21 protein-coding genes and 1 pseudogene are annotated in these 21,691 nt (G+C 41.3%); all 22 read left to right on the forward strand.

What is annotated here, in order from left to right; all coding sequences use genetic code 11:
• Window position 1: 1 nt before the first annotated feature.
• The 22 genes and pseudogenes from fliH to AC6H44_RS03840 all read left to right on the forward strand — a co-directional run bounded on the left by fliH (window position 2) and on the right by AC6H44_RS03840 (window position 21,682).
• Complete coding sequence (gene fliH, locus AC6H44_RS03735) at window positions 2–805, forward strand: flagellar assembly protein FliH (RefSeq protein WP_500737584.1); 804 nt, start codon at window positions 2–4, stop codon at window positions 803–805.
• An 18-nt stretch (window positions 806–823) separates the two neighbouring features.
• Window positions 824–2,158, forward strand: coding sequence for a flagellar protein export ATPase FliI (gene fliI, locus AC6H44_RS03740; RefSeq protein WP_500737586.1), 1,335 nt, complete (start codon window positions 824–826; stop codon window positions 2,156–2,158).
• Entirely contained in the window at window positions 2,158–2,604 is a 447-nt protein-coding gene (fliJ, locus tag AC6H44_RS03745) for a flagellar export protein FliJ (protein WP_500737588.1), read from the forward strand. The genes fliI and fliJ overlap by 1 nt, the downstream gene beginning before the upstream one ends.
• A gap of 87 nt (window positions 2,605–2,691) precedes the next feature.
• Entirely contained in the window at window positions 2,692–4,521 is a 1,830-nt protein-coding gene (locus tag AC6H44_RS03750) for a flagellar hook-length control protein FliK (protein WP_500737589.1), read from the forward strand.
• Between the two features lie 57 nt (window positions 4,522–4,578).
• A complete protein-coding gene (gene fliL, locus AC6H44_RS03755; RefSeq protein ID WP_500737591.1) occupies window positions 4,579–5,106 on the forward strand; it encodes a flagellar basal body-associated protein FliL in 528 nt (175 codons plus the stop codon).
• A 9-nt stretch (window positions 5,107–5,115) separates the two neighbouring features.
• On the forward strand, window positions 5,116–6,207 hold the full coding sequence (fliM, locus tag AC6H44_RS03760; protein WP_500737593.1) for a flagellar motor switch protein FliM: 1,092 nt from the start codon (window positions 5,116–5,118) through the stop codon (window positions 6,205–6,207).
• Between the two features lie 20 nt (window positions 6,208–6,227).
• The gene (gene fliN / locus AC6H44_RS03765) at window positions 6,228–6,626 is read left to right on the forward strand and encodes a flagellar motor switch protein FliN (protein WP_500737595.1); all 399 of its coding nucleotides are present in this window, start codon (window positions 6,228–6,230) and stop codon (window positions 6,624–6,626) included.
• The gene (gene fliO / locus AC6H44_RS03770) at window positions 6,623–7,006 is read left to right on the forward strand and encodes a flagellar biosynthetic protein FliO (RefSeq protein ID WP_500737596.1); all 384 of its coding nucleotides are present in this window, start codon (window positions 6,623–6,625) and stop codon (window positions 7,004–7,006) included. The genes fliN and fliO overlap by 4 nt, the downstream gene beginning before the upstream one ends.
• 4 nt (window positions 7,007–7,010) lie before the next feature.
• A complete protein-coding gene (fliP, locus tag AC6H44_RS03775; protein WP_500737597.1) occupies window positions 7,011–7,751 on the forward strand; it encodes a flagellar type III secretion system pore protein FliP in 741 nt (246 codons plus the stop codon).
• Between the two features lie 41 nt (window positions 7,752–7,792).
• Complete coding sequence (gene fliQ, locus AC6H44_RS03780) at window positions 7,793–8,062, forward strand: flagellar biosynthesis protein FliQ (RefSeq protein ID WP_500737599.1); 270 nt, start codon at window positions 7,793–7,795, stop codon at window positions 8,060–8,062.
• Window positions 8,063–8,064: 2 nt separating this feature from the next.
• A pseudogene (gene fliR, locus AC6H44_RS03785) lies at window positions 8,065–8,843 on the forward strand (flagellar biosynthetic protein FliR).
• Window positions 8,844–8,852: 9 nt separating this feature from the next.
• Complete coding sequence (flhB, locus tag AC6H44_RS03790; protein WP_500737600.1) at window positions 8,853–9,983, forward strand: flagellar biosynthesis protein FlhB; 1,131 nt, start codon at window positions 8,853–8,855, stop codon at window positions 9,981–9,983.
• Window positions 9,984–10,054: 71 nt separating this feature from the next.
• Window positions 10,055–12,163 carry a flagellar biosynthesis protein FlhA gene (gene flhA, locus AC6H44_RS03795; protein WP_500737601.1) on the forward strand — a complete coding sequence of 703 codons (2,109 nt, stop codon included), beginning with the start codon at window positions 10,055–10,057 and terminating at the stop codon, window positions 12,161–12,163.
• A 21-nt stretch (window positions 12,164–12,184) separates the two neighbouring features.
• The gene (flhF, locus tag AC6H44_RS03800; protein ID WP_500737603.1) at window positions 12,185–13,729 is read left to right on the forward strand and encodes a flagellar biosynthesis GTPase FlhF; all 1,545 of its coding nucleotides are present in this window, start codon (window positions 12,185–12,187) and stop codon (window positions 13,727–13,729) included.
• A complete protein-coding gene (locus tag AC6H44_RS03805; RefSeq protein ID WP_500737604.1) occupies window positions 13,722–14,582 on the forward strand; it encodes a MinD/ParA family ATP-binding protein in 861 nt (286 codons plus the stop codon). Before flhF ends, AC6H44_RS03805 begins: the two co-directional genes overlap by 8 nt.
• 26 nt (window positions 14,583–14,608) lie before the next feature.
• Window positions 14,609–15,319, forward strand: coding sequence for an RNA polymerase sigma factor FliA (locus tag AC6H44_RS03810; RefSeq protein WP_500738372.1), 711 nt, complete (start codon window positions 14,609–14,611; stop codon window positions 15,317–15,319).
• 40 nt (window positions 15,320–15,359) lie between these two features.
• Window positions 15,360–15,743, forward strand: coding sequence for a chemotaxis response regulator CheY (gene cheY / locus AC6H44_RS03815; protein ID WP_008465395.1), 384 nt, complete (start codon window positions 15,360–15,362; stop codon window positions 15,741–15,743).
• Window positions 15,744–15,759: 16 nt separating this feature from the next.
• Window positions 15,760–16,524 carry a protein phosphatase CheZ gene (locus tag AC6H44_RS03820; RefSeq protein WP_500737605.1) on the forward strand — a complete coding sequence of 255 codons (765 nt, stop codon included), beginning with the start codon at window positions 15,760–15,762 and terminating at the stop codon, window positions 16,522–16,524.
• A gap of 14 nt (window positions 16,525–16,538) precedes the next feature.
• Window positions 16,539–18,758, forward strand: a complete 2,220-nt coding sequence (locus tag AC6H44_RS03825) for a chemotaxis protein CheA (RefSeq protein WP_500737606.1) — start codon at window positions 16,539–16,541, stop codon at window positions 18,756–18,758.
• Window positions 18,759–18,811: 53 nt separating this feature from the next.
• Window positions 18,812–19,957, forward strand: coding sequence for a protein-glutamate methylesterase/protein-glutamine glutaminase (locus AC6H44_RS03830; RefSeq protein WP_500737607.1), 1,146 nt, complete (start codon window positions 18,812–18,814; stop codon window positions 19,955–19,957).
• Complete coding sequence (locus tag AC6H44_RS03835; RefSeq protein WP_500737608.1) at window positions 19,950–20,714, forward strand: flagellar motor protein; 765 nt, start codon at window positions 19,950–19,952, stop codon at window positions 20,712–20,714. The genes AC6H44_RS03830 and AC6H44_RS03835 overlap by 8 nt, the downstream gene beginning before the upstream one ends.
• Window positions 20,715–20,719: 5 nt before the next feature.
• Window positions 20,720–21,682, forward strand: a complete 963-nt coding sequence (locus AC6H44_RS03840) for a flagellar motor protein MotB (protein WP_500737609.1) — start codon at window positions 20,720–20,722, stop codon at window positions 21,680–21,682.
• Window positions 21,683–21,691 lie beyond the last annotated feature (9 nt).

Consider the following 21,691-nt stretch of genomic DNA (forward strand, 5'->3'; position numbering starts at 1 on the left):
TATGAGTCACTCTAAAGGTCGCCCATTACACGCAGATGAAGCTGATGAGTTATTAAAAAACTGGCCGATACCAGATGTTGCTCCCGATGAGCGTAGCTTTGGTAATCGCTCTACCGCGTATGGCACACCTTTGGCTGAGTTGTACCATAAAGAGAGCGTTAAAGAACAGGTTGAAACACCTGAAGAACCCGAAATTCCTTCGCTTACGATGGCAGAGCTTGAGCGTATTCGTCAAGACGCTTATGAAGAAGGGCTTAAGCAGGGGCACGAGCAAGGCTATATTGATGGTTTTGATAAAGGTGTAACCGAGGGCAAAGAAGCGGGTTACAAAGAAGGTGTTGAACTTGGCAAAATGCAAGGCCAAGAAGACGTTAAGCCATTAATCGATGAGCAATTAACGAATCTGCGCAGCTTATTAGACAATTTAACCGACCCGCTTAAAAACGTGGATGAGCAAGCAGAGAGGCAACTTGTACATTTGGCTACTGTACTAAGTGAAGCGATTATTTATCAAGAAGTAAAAACCTCCCCTGATATTATTTTACACACCTTGAAAAAATGCATAGATGCACTCGATGTGGAACAAGAAAAGGTCCGAATTCATCTACATCCAGACGATATTGCGCTGATAAACACCAGTTATGGCGAACAAGCTATTGAAGATAATCATTGGCAGTTAATTGCAGAGCCTACTTTAGAACGCGGTGGTTGTGAAGTTAAAACAACGCTATCGTCTTTAGATATGACCTTGAAAACGCGAGTCAAAGAAACATTGGATAGTTTTTTGCATAACAGTGGTATCTAACTTTTTTATTGGCGTGCCATGTCTGTGAGCGATACTTCATTAAGCGAACGCTTATCTCAATACCAACAGCATATTAAAATTCCAGCGCCTGCCGTTGCAGGCATTTTAACCCGTGTTGTTGGTTTAACACTTGAAGCCAAAGGCCTGCGAGCACCAGTGGGCAGCCAATGTAAAATTGAAACCATGAACGGCTTTGTTGACGCTGAAATAGTTGGTTTTAACGATCAAACCTTATATTTAATGCCTAATGATCACATTTCAGGCGTGTTGCCCGGTGCGCGAGTCATTCCCCAAGTTAACGATACCGGTTTACCTGTTGGTATGAGCTTGCTTGGCCGAGTTGTCGATGGTTTGGGCCGACCTTTAGACGGGCTTGGAAAAATAAAAGCAGAACATACTCTCAAATTTGCGCAAAACGCGATTAATCCATTGGCTAGGCGTCCTATTAGCAAACCAATGGATGTTGGGGTACGCGCTATTAATTCGGTAATTACCGTAGGTCAAGGTCAGCGTATGGGCTTATTTGCAGGCTCAGGTGTGGGTAAATCAGTATTATTAGGCATGATGACGCGAGGCAGTGAAGCCGATGTAATTGTGGTTGGCTTAGTGGGGGAGCGTGGTCGAGAAGTAAAAGAATTTATTGAAGAAATACTGGGTGTTGAAGGGCGTAAACGTTCAGTTGTGGTTGCAGCTCCCGCTGATGCCTCACCCTTAATGCGCTTAAAAGGCTGTGAGAGTGCGGTGACCATTGCAGAGTATTTTCGAGATCAAGGCTTAAATGTATTGTTATTACTCGATTCGGTAACGCGTTATGCCATGGCACAGCGTGAAATAGCACTGGCGGTTGGTGAACCTCCTGCAACAAAAGGCTACCCGCCTTCTGTATTTGCTAAATTACCTGCGTTGGTGGAACGTGCCGGTAACGGCGGGGAAGGGCAAGGCTCCATTACGGCTTTTTTTACTGTGCTGAGTGAAGGCGATGATATGCAAGATCCAATTGCGGATGCAGCCCGTGCTATTTTGGATGGTCATATCGTACTATCACGTGATTTAGCCGACAGTGGTCATTACCCTGCCATTGACATCGAAAAATCGATTTCGCGAGTAATGCCACAAGTGGTGTCTGAGTCACATATGCAACAAGCCCGCGTACTTAAACAAGTGTATTCTATGTATCAACAGAACAAAGATATGATCACCTTAGGGGCTTATCAAAAGGGCAGTGATCAAATGCTCGACCAAGCGATAAACATGATGCCAAGCGTGAATGCATTTTTACAACAAGGCATGCGAGATGTAATTAGTTATGATGATGGTCTTCAAGGGCTCGCGCAATTATTAGGACAAGCATAATGGCAAAAAATAAACTGCATTTGTTGCTTAAGCTTGAAAATGACAAAGAAGAAACGTTACGTATGAGCTATTTACAAGCCAATCAAAATTTGCAATTAAATCAACAAAAGTTGCAAGGCTTAAATGACTTTCGAATGGAATATACACAACAGCTTCATGTGAAAGGGCAATCGGGTTTATCGAGCGCTGGGTTTAGTCATTTCCATGCATTTATAGCTAAGATCGAAGAGGCTATTCGCCAACAAGCAAGTACCGTTAATACTGCAAAACAAGTAGTGAGCCAACGTAAAACTTTATGGTTAAAACAACAAGTTAAAGCCAAAGCCGTTGCTAAGTTAATTGAAAAGCAACAATTAAAAGCAGATATACTGGTGGCTAAAAATGAGCAAAAAATGCTGGATGAGTTTTCTTCTAATCAGTTCTATCAAAGAAACAAAGCGCTGTAGGCTAGGCATGCTAATTGCTTAAGTTCTCTATAAGCAATGATTTTTATGATTGTGCGGTGCACTGTTGCCGCTTTTATTAGGTGATTTATGGCGATGAATGATATTTCAATGTTAGCAGTATCTGAGCAAGACTCATACTTAGCTAAAAAAGGCAGTGATAAAGCAAAACTAGATAGTAGTAACGATGCTGGCTTTTTTGATCAATTAGCACTCGCAAATCAGGTATCTGAAAAACAAGATGCACCAATCAAAACGCCACAAAAGCAACAATCTGAACAGCAAGCTGACTTAAAAGAGCCAAGTAACGAACAGCCACCCCTAAGTGGTGAAGCTATGCTGGCACAAATTAATGCGGCGCAGGTAATTGATACCTCAGTGAAAAGTAATCTTCATGGCGATGCACAGTTAATAGACAAAGACGGTGTAAAAATAAAGGTTAAGCCTGAGGATAAGCTGGCACCGATTGTTATTAATTTGCCAAGTGATGAAATTGTTGATGATGCAGCCATTTTGCAGCCACAAAATACTGTGGGTGCTGAATCAGCAAGCAAAACTGCAGCTGAATCTTCACAGCTTGGCGCAAAATCTTTAGCTACAGCTGCCACAACCGGACAATATGAGACTATTACAAATGAACTCGCGGCTGCTAAACCATCAGATAAGCCGACCGAAACGACAGGCACTAAGGCATCGTTAGATGCGTCTGTTTTGGCGCTGTTGTCAAAAGATGAAAATGCAGTTAAAGCAGATAAATTACTGGCAAATTTAACCCCTGCCCAGCAAAGTGAATTAACCACAGAGCTTGATGCGATGAGCAAGCCAATAAACAAAGACAATGTCGCTGATTTAAAGCAGTTACTTAGTAAGTATGTAACTCAAAATGAAAAGCCGCAAACGCCAGAGCAGATCATAAATACACAAATAAAGACCTTAACCACTTCAGAGAAAAAAGCGCTTCTTAATCAATTGCAAGAGTATATCAAAAATGAGTCTTTACCCAGCAAAGAACTCACCTCGCTAAAACGTGTAGTGAGTGACCTAGAGACCGCCTTAAACGCAGAGACTTTGCTTAACGCCAAAGATAGGCCGTTATTTGCAAATACTGCAAATGCTACAAATACTGCTATTACAGCGGGAGCCACTCTAAAAACACAGCAAAGTACGGACTCATCTGATGTTAAGCCTGAGTTGAAATTAGCTGGTTCAAAGATGGAGGCCGATAGCCCAAAAGAGCTTGCTAAACAGCTTGATGCATTACAAAAAGAGAGCATGCGCGCCACTAATGCTGAACAAATGCCACCGCGTGCGGCACAAATTTTTTCTCAGATCATTAATATATTTGATAAACAGCCGCTTAATACGCTTGCCAAATACGATACATTAGAATATGAACAAGCTATTATGGAAGCGCAGAGCTTACAAGCAGGCCAGTTACAAAACACTGCCCAAGCTAAACAAGTAAGCCTTGATCCTGCTATGCTACAAGCATTAAATATTATTAAAAGTGATGCGGCCAAAATGCTCCAACAGCGTGTTAGCTCCATGCTGAGTATTAATAATAAAGAAGCTGAAATACGTTTAGATCCACCAGAAATGGGCAGTATGCAAATTCGTATTCGAAGCGATGCAGAGCAAGCACAAATAAACTTTGTGGTGCAAAACCAGCAAGCTAAAGAGGCGCTTGAACAGTCCCTACCAAGATTGCGTGAATTGCTGATGCAGCAAGGTTTAGAGTTAGGTGAAAGCAGTATCTCCTATGGTGGCTCAGCAGAGGATCAAACGAGTCAACAAGAGGATAATGCCCAAGGACAAATGGCTAATAATCGCGCTGCAGATGAGGTAAATAATGAGCAACCAGAACAGCAAAAAGGTAGTTCTGGACAACAATCGTCATCATCAATAGATTACTATGCCTAAGTCCTGCTATTATAATAGCTAAAACAAGCAAATACCTTTGCGAATAAAGGAAATACAATGGCTGAAGACACTAATTTAGAAATAGAAGAAGTAGGTAAAAATAAGAGTAAACTGATTATAATTATTGCTGCTGTATTACTTATTGTGGTTGGTGTGGTGGCTTATTTTTTATTATCAGGCTCTGATGAATCAGCTGAACCTTTGACAGAGGATGCAGCGAGCAGTGAAGTTGCTAGCGCACCTAAGAGTTCTTCGGCATCAGTAGGGACTGCACTATATGTTGCTATGCCTAGACCCTTTATTTTTAATGTACCTGGCGCGAGTCGCGACAGAATAGTTCAAATTAAGGTGCAATTATTAGTGCGTGGCGATGGCAATGAAGAAGTAGCAAAAAAACATATTCCACTAATTGAAGGCACACTATTAAGTGTATTTTCTATGACTACAGCCGATGAATTAAGCACCAGTGTGGGTAAAGAAACATTACGCTTTACTGCACTTGATAAAGTACAAGCGGCTTTGATGGATGTTGAAGGGAACAAAGTAATTGAGCGGGTGTTATTTACCGGCTTTGTGATGCAATAAGGGGTCAGTGTGAGCGATTTATTATCCCAAGACGAAATTGATGCGCTATTACATGGTGTTGATGAAGTCGATGAGGAAGATGCACACGACGGCGAAAACGGTGAGGGAAGTACGTTACAGTATGACTTTTCTTCGCAGGATCGTATTGTACGTGGTCGCATGCCGACACTTGAAATTGTTAACGAGCGATTTGCGCGCCATATGCGAATTAGCTTATTCAACATGATGCGCCACACCGCTGAGGTATCAATTAACGGTGTGCAAATGATTAAGTTTGGTGAGTACATACATACCCTGTTTGTACCTACTAGTTTGAACATGGTGCGTTTTCGTCCATTAAAAGGCACTGGCCTTATTACCATGGAAGCACGCTTGGTATTTATACTGGTTGATAACTTTTTTGGTGGCGACGGACGTTATCATGCCAAAATTGAAGGTCGAGAGTTTACACCTACTGAGCGGCGAATCGTGCAAATGCTATTAAAAATAATTTTTGAAGATTATAAAGAAGCATGGGCACCGGTTATGGACGTGTCTTTTGAGTACCTCGACTCTGAGGTTAACCCTGCAATGGCTAATATTGTTAGCCCAACTGAAGTGGTGGTGATCAGCTCTTTTCATATTGAACTGGACGGTGGCGGAGGGGATTTTCATATTGCGCTTCCCTATTCAATGCTCGAGCCAATTAGAGAGTTATTGGATGCGGGTGTTCAGTCAGATACTGAAGATACTGATTTACGTTGGAGTAAGGCGCTGCGTGACGAAATACTGGATGTGGAAGTGGGTTTATCGACCCAGTTACTTGAGGTTGATTTAAGTTTAAGACAAATTATGGAACTTAAAACGGGCGATATTATACCGGTTGAAATGCCAGAGCATATTACGGTGTTTATAGAGGACCTTCCTACATTTAGAGCAAAAATGGGTCGTTCACGCGATTATGTTGCACTGCAAATTAGTGAAAAAATTAAACGCCCTGATTCAGTTAAATCTGAGCTGCATGTTTTTACCAAAGGCGGTAAAAAAATTGATTCAGATGCAGAATTAGCAGAACTAGAGGATGATTTGCACCTTTCAAGCGGTGTTGATTTAGACTGGTAATTGATTAAAAGGTTAAAAATATGAGCGATGATCAAGATACAATGGACGAATGGGCGGCGGCACTTGCTGAGGCTGAGGGAAATGACGACAGTGACGATGTTAAAGTAACCGAGCTTGATGAACTTGATGATTCAAAGCATGAAATCACAGGTGAAGAAAAACGTAAACTCGATACTATTTTAGATATCCCTGTCACTATATCGATGGAAGTAGGGCGTTCTAAAATTAACATTCGTAACTTACTACAACTTAACCAAGGCTCAGTGGTTGAGCTTGACAGGGTTGCCGGTGAGCCGCTAGATGTATTGGTTAATGGTACATTAATTGCTCATGGGGAAGTGGTGGTGGTGAATGATAAGTTTGGTATTCGCCTAACGGATGTAGTGAGTCAGGTTGAACGGATCAAAAAATTACGATGATAGCACTACTGGCCCTAAGCAACTCTGTGTTTGCAGCTACTGATGCTGCAACACCCACCACAGATATTATCTCTATGGTGATGTCTTTAGGTGTTGTGGTTGTGTTAATTTTAGTATTGGCTTTTTTTGTTAAAAAGCTTAATCCAAATTTAACCAATAACGATGAATTTAAAGTGATACGCAGTCTCCCTTTAGGGTCGCGAGAGCGCCTAATGGTGGTTGAAATAGATAATGCTCAACATTTATTAGGGGTGACCCCACACAGTATTAATTATTTACATAAGCTAGAAACACCACTAAAAGAAAAAGAGTTACCAGAATTGGCTAAACGTTTTGGCAAAATGTTGAACCCGCAACTTAATCAAAATAAAAAGAATTAATATTATGACTAAATGGCTGCTTTTCATTTTCGCCATGGTGTTTATTCCTGAAGTTAATGCAGAGGGGATTGATGCCCTAACCATAACCACCAACGCCGATGGCACGCAAGACTATTCAGTGACGCTACAAGTGCTTGCGATAATGACTGCAATGAGCTTCATCCCTGCAGCCATTATTATGATGACCTCTTTTACACGAATTATTGTAGTACTGGCCATTTTGCGCCAAGCGATAGGTTTACAGCAAACACCATCAAACCAAGTGTTATTAGGGATGTCGCTATTTTTAAGTATTTTTATTATGGCGCCTATTTATGAGCAAATAAACGAGCGTGCAATCGAGCCTTATCTAAGTGAGCAAGTCACCTCGCTTGAAGCACTCGATTTAGCCAAAGAGCCAATGAAAGCCTTTATGCTTTCTCAGGTACGTATTAAAGATTTAGAAACCTTTGCTAAAATAGCCGGTTACGATCAGCTTGATTCACCACAAGCGACCCCCCTGATTGTGCTTATTCCTGCGTTTGTCACCAGTGAATTACAAACCGCCTTTATTATTGGTTTTATGTTTTTTATTCCTTTCTTGATTGTTGATTTGGTAGTTGCATCGGTATTGATGGCCATGGGTATGATGATGTTATCTCCTATGATTGTATCGCTGCCGTTTAAGATTATGTTGTTTGTATTAGTTGATGGTTGGAGTTTAGTGATGGGTACGCTCGCTAAAAGTTTTGGTTTGGGCACTTAGTTGTGCTCCTTACATTGAACCAGTCACGCTAGGAGTCGCTCATGGAACCCGAAGTCTTTGTTGATATTTTAAGTGGAGCCTTGTTTTTAGTAATTAAACTGGTGTCTGCAATGGTAGTGCCTGGGTTAATAATAGGTTTAATAGTGGCGGTATTTCAGGCTGCAACATCAATTAATGAACAAACACTGAGTTTTTTACCGCGTTTATTAATCACAATAGGTGCGCTTATAGTCGGTGGTCATTGGTTTACCCAAGAACTAATGGATTTTTTTAATCGCCTAGTGCTCATTATTCCCGAAATTGCAGGTTAACAATGGAGTTCCCATTTTCCGTTGTTATTCAATGGTTAAGTGATTTTTTATTGCCTTTGGTGCGCATTAGCTCGATGATCATGGTTATGGCCGGTATTGGCGCAAAAAATGTACCGACTCGAATCAAAATGGGCTTAGCTGTGGTGGTGACATTTTTAGTGGTGCCCGTACTGCCTCCGGCCACATTTACTAATTTATTCTCATTTGAAATGATATTAGTGGTATTACAACAAATGTTAATTGGTATCGCCATTGGCTTTGCATCCACCTTATTGCTCAATACATTTGTACTGGCAGGTCAAATACTTGCTATGCAAACTGGTTTAGGTTTTGCGTCCGTTGTTGACCCTTCAAATGGCATGAGTGTTCCCGCCGTAGGGCAGTTTTATCTTATTTTAGCCACTTTGCTGTTTTTTGTGTTTAATGGCCACTTAATGATGATTCAAATGGTAGTTCATAGTTTTGAGGTATTACCTATTGATGGGAGTTGGTGGGCGGTCGATCATTATTGGGACATAGTTACTTGGGGGGGTGGATGTTTACCACAGCTCTTGTGTTATCGTTAGCGCCACTGACGGCTATGCTGGTTATTAATATGGCTTTTGGTATTATGACCCGTGCTGCGCCACAATTAAATATTTTCTCTATCGGCTTCCCGTTTACCTTAGTTGCTGGCTTGGTTATTATTTGGGCAACGCTCGGTAATTTTATTACTCAATTTGAGTTTCAATGGCTAAAAATGGTTGAGCTAATGTGTACTCTCGTTGGTTGTTCACCTTAGGAGAGCGTCATGGCTGAAGATTCCGGTCAAGAAAAAACCGAAGAACCTACACCGAAAAAAATTGACGATGCAAAAAAGAAAGGCCAAATTGCTCGTTCAAAAGAGCTCGGTACTATGTTTGTACTTATTTTTTCTGCAATTTCTCTGTTAATGTATGGGCCTGAAATTGGTAAAGGTTTGTATCGAATTATGGGCCGAATGCTGAGCCTTAATCGCAATGAAACTTACGACACCACTAAAATGTTTGCAGTATGGAGTGAAGTAGCCGATGTACTTTTATTTCCTATGTCTATGTTTGTATTAATTATTGTATTGGCTGCTTTTATTGGTAATACTTTATTGGGTGGTTTTAATTTTAGCTGGCAAGCTGCGGCGCCCAAGGCCAGTAAAATGTCGCCAATGAAAGGCTTTGTGCGGATGTTCGGCCCTCAAGCTGCCGTTGAGTTACTTAAGTCATTATTAAAGTTTTTTTTAGTGGCGAGTTTTGCAATATTTTTAATTAACACCTTTTTTGATGAAATTCTTCATTTGAGCATAGAAAGTGCGCCTGGGAACATAATTCATGCCCTTGAGATTTTAGCATGGATGTTTTTGGGGTTATCTTGCACCTTGATTGTTATTGCCGCTATTGATGCCCCCTTTCAAAGTCATAAGCACCATGAAGAGCTTAAAATGACGATGCAAGAAGTGAAAGATGAATATAAAAACTCTGAAGGTGATCCGCAAATAAAAGCGCGCATTAGGCAAACGCAACGACAAATGTCGCAAAAGCGAATGATGCAGGACGTACCTGATGCTGACGTTATTGTTACCAACCCTACTCATTACTCTGTGGCGTTAAAGTATGATACCGAGCGTGCGGGCGCACCAATAGTGCTTGCTAAAGGGGTGGATGAGCTTGCGATGCAAATTCGAAAAATTGCAATAGGTAACGAAGTTCCTATTGTTGAATCTCCCACGCTAACTCGAGCGCTTTATCATACCGCTGAGGTGGGGGAGCAAATACCAGATCAATTATTTACTGCGGTTGCTCAAGTGCTTGCTTATGTTTTTCAGCTTAAGCGATTTAAAAAAGGGCGTGGCAAACGTCCTGTTGCGCTAAATAAAAAACTCCCCATCCCTGATGAATTTAAGTATTAATCACTAACCTTATAACTTGGAATAGTTATTGCAATTTCAGCGTAGTGTCAATTTTTTGAAATTGTAGAGTTATGGAATTTAAAGCGGTATTACAACAACTTAATAAAGATAAAAAAGAATATGCAAAGGGCGTTGGTACCCCGCTTTTAGTGGTAGCTGCGCTTGGCATGGTTATTTTGCCACTGCCTCCATTTCTGCTTGATATATTATTTTCGTTTAACATCGCGCTCGCTTTAGTGGTATTACTCGTTACCGTATACACCATGAAGCCACTGGAATTTAGTATGTTCCCAGCCATTTTATTAATCGCAACTATCATGCGTTTAGCACTTAATGTGGCAAGTACCCGGGTGGTACTTCTTGAGGGCCATAATGGTGCTGACGCCGCGGGTAAAGTCATTGAGGCCTTTGGCTCGGTGGTTATTGGTGGTAATTATGCTGTTGGCTTAGTGGTGTTTTTAATTTTGATCATCATTAACTTTGTTGTAATCACCAAAGGTGCTGGGCGTATTTCAGAAGTATCAGCACGCTTTACCCTTGATGCAATGCCGGGTAAACAAATGGCGATTGATGCGGATATGAATGCCGGTTTCATTAGTGCAGAGCAAGCCAGAGATCGTCGTGAAGAAGTGACCCGTGAAGCTGATTTTTATGGCTCGATGGATGGTGCGAGTAAATTTGTTAAAGGCGATGCCATAGCCGGTATTGTTATCCTAGTGATTAATATTGTAGGCGGCCTGTTTATTGGCATGATCCAGCATGACTTAAGTTTTAGTCGTGCAATGGAGGTATATACTTTACTGACTATTGGCGATGGTTTAGTTGCTCAAATTCCTTCTTTATTACTATCTGTAGGTACCGCTATTGTTGTGACTCGCCAAAACGAATCACATAATATGGGCGATCAATTTAAGCAGCAACTAGGGAATGAAAAGTCGCTATTTATTGCTGCCGGTATTCTTATTACTATGGGCTTAATTCCAGGTATGCCGCACCTTGCATTTTTAAGTTTAGGGGCACTTTTAGGCTACCTTGCATACTACACACAACAAAATAAACTCAAATTAGCAGCCGCTGAAGCCGAAGAGGCTGAAAATGCGGCATCAGGTAAGGGGATTGCAGCTAAACAAGAGCAAAAAGAGCTTGGCTGGGATGATGTACAGCAAGTTGATGTTATTGGTTTAGAAGTAGGTTATCGGTTAATTCCACTGGTTGATCAATCACAAGGTGGTGAATTATTAAATCGTATTAAAGGTGTGCGTAAAAAACTCTCTCAAGAGCTTGGCTTCTTAGTGCCGCCTGTGCACATACGCGACAACCTTGAGCTTGACCCTAATGCTTATCGTATAACAATGATGGGTGTATCAAGTGGCGAAGGAGAGCTCAAACACGGTGATGAATTAGCGATTAACCCAGGCCAAGTGTTTGGACCATTAAAAGGCATTGAAACCAAAGATCCTGCTTTTGGTTTAGATGCGGTTTGGATAAAACCGGATCAAAAAGATGAGGCACAATCTCTAGGTTACACAGTCGTTGATGCAGCGACGGTTGTTGCAACTCATATTAGTCAACTTCTGACCAATAGCGCCGCATTATTGTTAGGCCATGAAGAAGTTCAAAACTTATTAGATATGTTAGGTAAAAGTCACCCTCGCTTAGTTGAAGGGTTAGTGCCTGATGTTTTACCTCTCACCACGATAGTCAAAGTATTACAAAACTTATTAAATGAAGGTGTGGCAATTCGTGATATGCGCTCAATTGTTCAGACCCTCGTTGAGTATGGCCCTCGTAGCCAAGACCCAGATGTGTTAACGGCTGCGGTAAGAATATCGCTACGTAGATTAATTGTTCAAGACGCTGTGGGTATGTCTTCTGAAATCCCTGTCATAACCTTGGCACCTGAGTTGGAACAGATGTTGCATCAGTCACTTCAAAATGCAGGTGACGAAGGGGCCGGAATAGAACCAGGACTTGCTGATAGACTTCAAACATCACTCAATGAAGCCCATCAAAACCAAGAAATGGCCGGTGAACCCTCAATATTGCTTACATCAGGAATGTTACGCACTGTGTTATCTCGATTTGTTAAATACACCATTCCAGGATTGAGAGTGATGTCTTATCAAGAGATACCCGATGAAAGACAGATCAAGATTGTCAGCTCTGTAGGCCAACAATAAGATTTTAAAGAGGTTTGAATTATGAAAATTAAACGTTTTTTTGCTAAAGACATGCGCACCGCACTAAAAGAAGTAAAAGAAGAGCTTGGTATTGATGCGGTTATTATGTCGAATAAAAAACTAGCCAATGGCGTTGAAATTGTAGCTGCAGTTGATTACGACAAAGCCGCAACAAAAGCGCCTGTGCAACCTCAAGGCCAGCCTTCAACAAGTGCATCTTATACGCATACTACTGAGCAAAGCCCGCATAATTTTGTTAAACCTGAGCCACAGCGTGCTCAGCCTAAGCCACAAGCAAAGGTTGCCGATAGTTTACAAGCTTTATTAGAGCGTCAGTCTCCGCGTCCTCGTTCAGCTGAGCTTGCTTCAATGTTTTCTCACTCAGGTATCGACACGTCAGCAGATTATCAAGAACGTCACAGTGGGCAGCCTAGCGCTCAAAATACCCCTGAGTATTACCAAACACGTGAGCCAGTACAACCGCGCTCAAAAAGTATGTTTGAGCCTGAACAAACTGCACCAGTGCGTCCTCGTACACAGGCCGATAGCTTAGGCTTTGATGACTTAGACAGCGACTTTGATGATTTAGACTCACCCGCTGCTCCTCGTCAACAAAGTATCCAAAATGAAACGAATGAAATGAGTACAATGCGTGAAGAAATGAACGCAATTCGTCAATTATTAGAGCACCAAGTGTCGGGTTTAATGCAGCAAGATATGGCACGTCGCGATCCTACACGTGCTTGTATGATTGACCGCTTAGTAGGAATGGGTATTGAAAAAGACGTTGCTGAGCAAATGGCATGTTTTGTACCAGACGATGTGTCTCGCCAGCAAGGTTGGAAGGCGTTGTTGAGCATGGTCGAAGATCAAATGCAAACCACTAACAATGAAATACTTCGTCAAGGTGGTGTATATGCACTAGTCGGCCCAACGGGCGTGGGTAAAACGACCACAGTTGCAAAACTAGCAGCATTAGGTGCCCAAAAATATGGGGCTGATAAAGTGGCCCTTATTACCACTGATACTTACCGTATTGGTGCTTATGAGCAGTTAGCGACTTATGGCCGTATTATTGGCTGTGGTGTAAAACAAGTAAAAAATGCCAATGAATTAGCTGAGGTTTTATACCATTTACGAAATAAACGTCTAGTATTAATTGATACTGCCGGAATGAGTCAACGTGATTTGCGTTTGACTGCGCAGTTAAACACCTTGATGCGTAATCAGCGTGTTGATATACGTAGTTATTTAGTATTAAGTGCTACGGCACAAATAAATGTATTACAAGAAACAGTAAAGCATTTCAAAAAAGTGCAGTTGAGTGGATGTATTTTTACTAAATTAGATGAGTCATTGAGTTTAGGTGAGATTATTAGTATTGCGATTCAAAATCGCCTCCCGATAGGGTATCTTACTAACGGTCAGCGAGTACCAGAAGATATTAGAGTGGCAAACGCTGAAAAACTAGTAAAAAAAGCTGAGCAATTGTATTTAAAGAGAATAAAAGCACAACAATCACGACACCAAGCAGTGGCGTCGAGCACAGTAGAGATGTATGATTAACACAGTTTTAGATCAAGCAAGCGGCCTTCGCAAAATGAGTAACAATAATAATAACGGCGTAAAAGTTATCGCTGTCACCGGCGGCAAAGGTGGAGTAGGCAAAACAAATGTATCTCTAAACACTGCAATCGCGTTAGGCCAACAAGGCAAACGTGTACTTGTATTAGATGCTGATTTAGGTCTTGCTAATTGTGATGTTATGCTCGGATTACGAGTAGAGCGCAATTTATCTCATGTTTTATCAGGTGAATGTGAACTTGATGATATATTAGTAGAAGGTCCTGCAGGGATAAAAATAGTGCCTGCAACGTCAGGTTCGCAAAGTATGGTTGAATTATCACCGTCAGAGCATGCCGGTCTTATTCGTGCATTTAGTGAGCTAAATACTGAGTTTGATATTTTAGTTGTTGATACCGCGGCCGGTATTTCTGATATGGTGCTGAGCTTTTCCCGTGCTGCACAAGATGTGATGGTGGTGGTTTGTGATGAGCCGACTTCAATCACTGATGCTTATGCGCTTATTAAAGTACTTAGCCGTGAGCATGGCGTATATAAATTTAAAATTGTTGCTAACATGGTGCGTAGTTTACGAGAAGGGCAGGAGTTATTTGCTAAGCTTTCAAAAGTGACCGACCGGTTTTTAGATATTTCAATGGAGTTAGTGGCAACGGTTCCTTATGATGAAAATATGCGTAAAGCAACACGACGCCAAAAAGTGATTGTTGAAGTCTTTCCAGGGTCGCCTGCGGCGATTGCTTTTAAGACATTAGCAACAAAAATAACTAAGTGGCCAACACCTAGTCAAGCTTCAGGACATTTAGAGTTTTTTATTGAGAAGCTTGTTAGTAATTAACGATGACAACACCGGTGAATAGAGCTATGGGATATCAATCAACACAGAATTTAAATATGATTGTTGAAAAGCATGCCTCATTAGTCAAAAAGGTGGCATGTCATTTAATTGCTCGTTTACCGGCCAGTGTGCAGTTAGATGATTTAATTCAATCGGGTATGATTGGTTTGATAGAAGCGTCTAAAAACTTTGATGCAAGTAAAGGTGCCAGTTTTGAAACCTTTGCAGGTATTCGAATTCGCGGTGCTATGATTGATGAAATGCGCCGTGGTGATTGGGTTCCACGGTCAGTTCATAGAAAAAGTCGTTTAGTTGCAGAAACTATCGTCGCGCTTGAAGGTAGCTTAAACCGTGAGCCTAAAGATAGTGAAGTTGCTGAAAAACTTGAAATTTCGTTAAATGAGTACCATCATATTTTAAACGATGTGAATGTAAGCAAAGTTTTAGGTATTGAAGATCTTGGTATTGATGATGATGTTATTACACCCTATGGCCAAGATTTAGCACTAGACAAACCATTCAATAATGTTAAGAATGATTTGTTTAATGAATCTTTACTTAGTGCGATAAAATCGTTGCCAGAAAAAGAGGCAATGGTGCTTTCTTTGTACTATAACGATGAAATGAATTTAAAAGAAATAGGGCATATACTCGATGTAAGCGAATCGCGTGTAAGTCAGATACATGGTCAGGCGATGATTAAGCTAAAAGCAAAAATCAATGACTGGATAAACTAGAAGTAAGTAAATAAAGGTTCAGGCCTCACTGGAGGATGTTTTGGATAAAAACATTAAAATTCTCGTTGTTGATGATTTTTCTACGATGAGACGTATTATAAAAAACCTGTTGCGTGATTTAGGTTTTACCAATGTTCAAGAAGCAGATGATGGTTCTACTGCTTTGCCTATGTTGCAAAATCAAGTATTTGATTTTGTAGTAACAGATTGGAATATGCCAGGCATGCAAGGTATTGATCTTTTGAGGGCAATTCGAGCTGATGAAAAATTAAAACATATCCCTGTTTTAATGGTAACGGCTGAAGCTAAAAAAGAACAAATAATTGCAGCAGCTCAAGCAGGCGTAAATGGTTACATTGTTAAACCATTTACAGCAGGCACATTGAAAACTAAATTAGAAAAAGTGTTTGAACGCTTAGGTTAATTAGAGGGAGAGGCTTATGCCAGCACCCGCTGCGCCTCAGATTACTTTAGAACAAGCTCGCCAATTAGTTGTTTTTTTAGAAAACGGTGAGCAAGATAAAGCGGATGAGTTGATTTTAGAAACAGCTTCATTAGAGCAATCAGCGTTATTTGCTGAGGTAGGTAAGTTAACGCGCCAGTTACACGAAGCTTTAAAAAGTTTCGAATTAGATACTCGGTTGGCAGACATTACTACCGATGCCATCCCTGATGCTAAAAAGCGCCTTAATTATGTTATGGAAATGACAGAAAATGCGGCCAATAAAACGATGGATGCAGTTGAAGCAAGTTTGCCATTAGCACAAGAAATCGCGGATGAAATAGCGGGTATTAAGCCTACCTGGGACCGGTTGATGAATCGCGAGATTGAGCTTGGTGAGTTTAAATCACTTTGCCATAGCATTGATAAGTTCATGAATAGTTCTCATCACAAAACAGATGAGCTACAAACATTGATGACTAATGTGTTAATGGCTCAAGATTATCAGGATTTAACTGGTCAGGTTATTCGTCGTGTTATTGAACTTGTTCGTGAAGTTGAAGAAAGCTTAATCCATCTGTTAACTGCTTTTGCAGATCAAGGTGAGATTGAAGTAACCGAAAAACCAAAAGAAATTGAAGATTCCATTGTTGCACAAACACTAGCAGGCCCGGAAGGACCTATTATTGATAAAGAAACGCGTGATGATGTTGCATCTGATCAAGACGAAGTTGATGATCTATTATCAAGTTTGGGCTTCTAATAGGAGAGTACTGCATGAGCTTTGAAGTCGATGAAGATATTTTACAAGACTTTTTAGTAGAGGCCGGAGAAATCCTTGAGCTTTTATCTGAACAGTTAGTAGAACTGGAAAATAACCCAGATGATACTGAGCTATTAAACGCAATCTTTCGAGGTTTTCACACTGTAAAAGGTGGCGCAGGATTTTTGGCTATGAATGAGCTTGTTGATGCATGTCATGGCGCTGAAAACGTGTTCGACTTATTACGCCAAGGCGTAAGAACGGTCAACTCTGAATTGATGGATGTGATATTACAAGCACTTGATACTATCAATGAAATGTTCACAACAATCAAAAACCGAGAAGAACCAGAGCCTGCTGACCCTCATTTACTCGCAATAATGCATAAACTAGGCAAGCCACCTACAGCAGAAGAGCTTGCAGGCAATTCTGTAGTCGAAGCTGTTACATCAGTTGAAGCCGCTCCTGCAGAAGAAGCTGTTGCTGAACAACCAAGCAATGATTCTCAATCTAATTCAGATGACGAAGATCAGTTTGCTTTTGATGAGCTATTTAGCGGCTCTGAGACTAGCAGTGCAGACTCCCAGATTGATGAAATCACTGAAGATGAATTTGAAAGTCTACTTGATGAATTACATGGTCAAGGTCAGAGTCCTAAAGAAAAACAATCATCAACTCAGAGCAGCCCAAGTGGTGACATTACGGATGATGAGTTTGACAATCTATTAGATGAATTGCATGGTGTAGGTAGTTTTGGTGAGGTAACTCAAAACACAGCAACTACACCAGATGAGGCATCAACAGCACCTGCGGCTTCACAAAGTAATGTGCAAAGTTCGGACGAAGATGAAATAAGTGATGACGAATTTGAAGCGTTACTTGATGAGTTACATGGCAAAAGTGCGCCTAAATCGTTAGAAACATCAAGCCCTGACAATAAGCCAGATCCAGTAGCTGTTAATAAACCCACACCAGCTGCACCTGTTGCACCAAAGCCAGAGCCAGCTAAACCTGTAGCTGCCGCGCAACCAGCAAAAGCTGCACCCGTTAAAAAAGCGGCACCACCACCGGCAGAAACAACGGTTCGTGTTGACACTAAGCGTTTAGATCAGATCATGAATATGGTGGGCGAACTGGTACTTGTACGAAATCGTCTAGTGAGCCTAGCGACCAACTCCGACAGCGAGGCTATGGGTAAAGCAATTTCTAACTTAGATGTAGTCACTGCTGATATTCAGGGTGCAGTGATGCAAACACGGATGCAGCCAATCAAAAAAGTATTTGGTCGATTTCCTCGTGTCGTACGTGATTTAGCACGAACATTGCAAAAAGATATTAACTTGGAAATGGTTGGTGAGGACACCGATTTAGATAAAAATTTAGTTGAAGCACTTGCTGATCCATTGGTGCATTTGGTTCGCAATTCAGTTGACCATGGTATTGAAATGCCAAGCGTTCGTGAAGCGTCAGGTAAACCAAGAACAGGTACAGTGACGTTATCAGCATCTCAACAAGGTGATCATATCTTACTTACTATCGAGGATGATGGTGCAGGTATGGATGCCGAAAAGCTTAAGAAAATTGCGATTAGTAAAGGGGTGCTTGATCACGATCAAGCGAGTCGTTTATCTGATACAGAAGCATATAATCTTATTTTTGCACCCGGATTTTCTACCAAAGAAGAGATCTCAGATATTTCTGGCCGTGGTGTTGGCATGGACGTAGTTAAAACAAAAATTACGCAATTAAATGGCTCAGTAAACATAAAATCAGAGTTGGGAGTAGGTACTACATTAGAAATTAAAGTACCACTTACACTTGCAATTTTACCTACTTTAATGGTGATAGTCGGTGAACAAACGTTTGCACTGCCGCTGGCGGGAGTGAGTGAAATCTTCCACTTAGATTTAACAAAAACGAATGTGGTTGATGGTCAGTTAACTATTATTGTGCGTAAAAAATCGATTCCGTTGTTTTATCTTGAACATTGGCTCATAAAAGGGGCTGACCAAGGCCAACGAAAAGCACAAGGCCATGTAGTTATTGTACAAATAGGGACTCAAAAAGTGGGTTTCGTTGTTGACTCATTAATTGGTCAAGAAGAAGTGGTTATCAAGCCTTTAGATGCATTGCTACAAGGTACGCCGGGTATGGCGGGTGCAACAATAACCTCAGACGGTGGAATAGCACTGATATTAGATGTACCGAGTATGCTAAAGCACTACGCTAGATAATAAAAAGTAGGCATAAAGTATATGCCTATCCATTCATTGAATAAGAGAGCGAAATGGCTGTAAAAGTTTTAGTAGTTGATGATTCAAGCTTTTTTCGCCGTAGAGTGAGTGAAATTCTTGAACAAGACAGTGGCATTGAGGTAATTGGTTTTGCAGTAAATGGTCGAGAAGCTGTTGATAAAACAGCTCAGTTACGTCCTGATGTGATTACCATGGATGTTGAGATGCCCGTGCTTGACGGTATTAGTGCGGTTAAAGAGATTATGGCCAGTAATCCAACGCCTATTTTAATGTTTTCATCGTTAACAAGAGATGGTGCAACCGCTACCTTAGATGCACTTGATGCTGGTGCAATGGACTTTCTTCCTAAAAAGTTTGAAGATATTGCCCGCAATAATGAAGATGCAATTAGATTATTACAAAACAAAGTAAAAGATATTGGTCGCCAACGTATTGGCAGGGCATTGAGACCAACTAGCCCAAGCGTAAATAAAACGCCATCTAATACATCAGAGCGTTTTTCTAACCCAATAACTACACCGACAGCCCAACCTTACCGCAGTTCTAATGGTAATAATGTAGCTGCTAGAAGCAATGTATCAACTCGTGCTAGTGGAAAACAGTATCAGCTCGTTGTGATTGGTACATCAACGGGCGGGCCGGTTGCACTGCAAAAAGTTTTAACACAATTACCCGCTAATTTCCCTCATCCAATTTTGTTAATTCAACACATGCCAGCGGCGTTTACGCCCGCTTTTGCTGTTCGTTTGGATGGTTTATGTAAAATTAAAGTTAAAGAAGCGCAGCAGGGCGATAGATTACAGCCTGGTTGTGCTTATTTAGCCCCTGGTGGCCAGCAGTTATTGGTAGAAGGGCGAGGCTCAAATAGAACTCTTCGCGTATTTGAAGATCACAGCGAGCGCATCAACTATAAACCAAGTGTTGATGTGACACTTGCAAGTGTCACAAAAGCTTATCAAGGTGATGTACTTGCCATTATTTTGACAGGCATGGGAGCTGATGGGCGTGATGGTGCGCGTATGCTTCAACAAACAGGTGGAACAATTTGGGCGCAAGATGAAAAAAGCTGTGTTGTGAACGGTATGCCACAAGCGGTGGTTAATGCGGGTATCGTTAGTGAAATATTAGCGTTAGACGATGTGGCAGCGCGACTAAACAAAGAGGTTGGTTGTGGATAAGCTTTCTGTTTTAGGATTGTTGGTTGCATTAGGGGCTATTGCAATCGGCTATTCTTTAGAGGGGGGGGTGTTATCTTCGCTATTTAATGGGCCAGCTTTGATTATTGTATTAGGGGGGACGTTGGGGGCTGTAATGCTGCAAACGTCGGCCAATACATTTAAAAAAATGATCAGTATTACCCATTGGGTGTTTATTACTGATAACCAAGATATTGAAGACGCTATTGAGCAAGTAAAACGCTGGTCGCACAAGGCTCGCCAAGAAGGTTATTTAGCGTTAGAGCAAGAAGCCTTAACTCACTCAGATCCTTATGCCGCGAAAGGCTTGAGCTTATTAGTTGATGGCTGTGCAGAACAAAAATTACGTGACACACTTGAAATTGATTTATTACTCGAACGAGAACGGTTGCTCGAAGCCAGTCGAGTATATGAGGCGATGGGGGGTTACAGCCCAACTATAGGTATTTTAGGTGCCGTACTTGGACTCATCCAAGCTATGTCGTTTATTAACGATCCTGAGCAATTAGGAACGGGTATTGCCACCGCATTTATTGCCACCATATATGGCGTGGGTTTGGCGAATTTACTGTTTTTGCCCATAGCCAATAAATTAAAGCAACGGGTTGAGCAAAAAATGCTTTACCACGAAATGTTAGCGGAGGGGGTAATTGCTATCAGTCAAGGTGAAAGCCCTATTAATATTGAGCTAAAGCTTGAAGCTTATCGCGTTGAGCGCCCTACTATACAGGCACATTAAGGCTTATGTTGCGCCGTCGTTTACGTCATAAAGATAGCAAAAACCATCATACTGAGCGTTGGCTAGTTTCTTATGCAGACTATATGACCATTATGTTTGCATTTTTTGTCATATTGTATGCCATTGCAATAAACAAAGAAGACAGCATTCGCGTTTTATCTCATTCTCTTGAACATGTTTTTGATAAATCAGCGAAACCATTTTCTGAGCAGGGTAAAGGAGTAAATGGCGATGCTTTATTGCTTGAAAGAGTGACCACTGAGGCTGAAGTCTTGTATGGTGAAAGTATTCAAAATCAGGAGCAAGGGCCAATATTACTCGATGGTCAAAGCGATAATAGCAATATTAATCAACGTCATTTAGGAAAGCCGCTCGACAGCTTATTAATTAAGTTACAATCATCACTTATTGATGAGATACGAAGTGGTGAAGCAAGTTTAGAGCTTAGTCAAGACTGGTTGGTTATTGAACTCAACTCTGGGTTGTTGTTTGCCAGTGGCAGTGCGACTGCGCATAATAGAGCCAAAGAGATTGTAAAAAAAGTTGAAGCAATCATTGCGCCTGTCGATAACTATATAAGAGTACGCGGGTATACGGATAACGAAACCATACGAAATGAAATATTTCGCTCTAACTGGGAGTTATCCGTGGCGCGTGCAACCTCGGTATTAGTTGAGTTAGAGCGTTTAGGCATTAAATCATCACGTATGGCGATTGAAGGGTACGGCCAATACTCTCCGTTTGCCGATAATGATACCGAAGCCGGACGAGCTGAAAATCGCAAAGTCGTGATTGCGCTGTCTAAATATGGTTTGGCTTTAGAGTCATCAGATAAAGACACTGAGCAGCAAGTTTCTGCACAAGCATCTCAGCCAGTAGAGGTTGAGTTGCCAACTCAAGACGATACAATAAAAATAATTCGCTTAGAGCATGGCGGCATTCGTGTTACCACACGCAACGAACAGTAATTAGGATGT

It is taken from the genome of Pseudoalteromonas sp. TAP-3C (genome assembly GCF_059888565.1).

Coding starts and splice junctions, on each gene's coding strand:
- fliP (WP_500737597.1), top strand. CDS start 7,011: ATGACTAAATGGCTGCTTTTCATTTTCGCCATGGTGTTTATTCCTGAA.
- AC6H44_RS03805 (WP_500737604.1), top strand. CDS start 13,722: ATGATTAACACAGTTTTAGATCAAGCAAGCGGCCTTCGCAAAATGAGT.
- AC6H44_RS03810 (WP_500738372.1), top strand. CDS start 14,609: ATGGGATATCAATCAACACAGAATTTAAATATGATTGTTGAAAAGCAT.
- AC6H44_RS03750 (WP_500737589.1), top strand. CDS start 2,692: ATGGCGATGAATGATATTTCAATGTTAGCAGTATCTGAGCAAGACTCA.
- fliH (WP_500737584.1), top strand. CDS start 2: ATGAGTCACTCTAAAGGTCGCCCATTACACGCAGATGAAGCTGATGAG.
- fliN (WP_500737595.1), top strand. CDS start 6,228: ATGAGCGATGATCAAGATACAATGGACGAATGGGCGGCGGCACTTGCT.
- fliQ (WP_500737599.1), top strand. CDS start 7,793: ATGGAACCCGAAGTCTTTGTTGATATTTTAAGTGGAGCCTTGTTTTTA.
- fliI (WP_500737586.1), top strand. CDS start 824: ATGTCTGTGAGCGATACTTCATTAAGCGAACGCTTATCTCAATACCAA.
- fliJ (WP_500737588.1), top strand. CDS start 2,158: ATGGCAAAAAATAAACTGCATTTGTTGCTTAAGCTTGAAAATGACAAA.
- fliL (WP_500737591.1), top strand. CDS start 4,579: ATGGCTGAAGACACTAATTTAGAAATAGAAGAAGTAGGTAAAAATAAG.
- flhA (WP_500737601.1), top strand. CDS start 10,055: ATGGAATTTAAAGCGGTATTACAACAACTTAATAAAGATAAAAAAGAA.
- AC6H44_RS03840 (WP_500737609.1), top strand. CDS start 20,720: ATGTTGCGCCGTCGTTTACGTCATAAAGATAGCAAAAACCATCATACT.
- AC6H44_RS03830 (WP_500737607.1), top strand. CDS start 18,812: ATGGCTGTAAAAGTTTTAGTAGTTGATGATTCAAGCTTTTTTCGCCGT.
- flhB (WP_500737600.1), top strand. CDS start 8,853: ATGGCTGAAGATTCCGGTCAAGAAAAAACCGAAGAACCTACACCGAAA.
- AC6H44_RS03820 (WP_500737605.1), top strand. CDS start 15,760: ATGCCAGCACCCGCTGCGCCTCAGATTACTTTAGAACAAGCTCGCCAA.
- flhF (WP_500737603.1), top strand. CDS start 12,185: ATGAAAATTAAACGTTTTTTTGCTAAAGACATGCGCACCGCACTAAAA.
- fliO (WP_500737596.1), top strand. CDS start 6,623: ATGATAGCACTACTGGCCCTAAGCAACTCTGTGTTTGCAGCTACTGAT.
- AC6H44_RS03825 (WP_500737606.1), top strand. CDS start 16,539: ATGAGCTTTGAAGTCGATGAAGATATTTTACAAGACTTTTTAGTAGAG.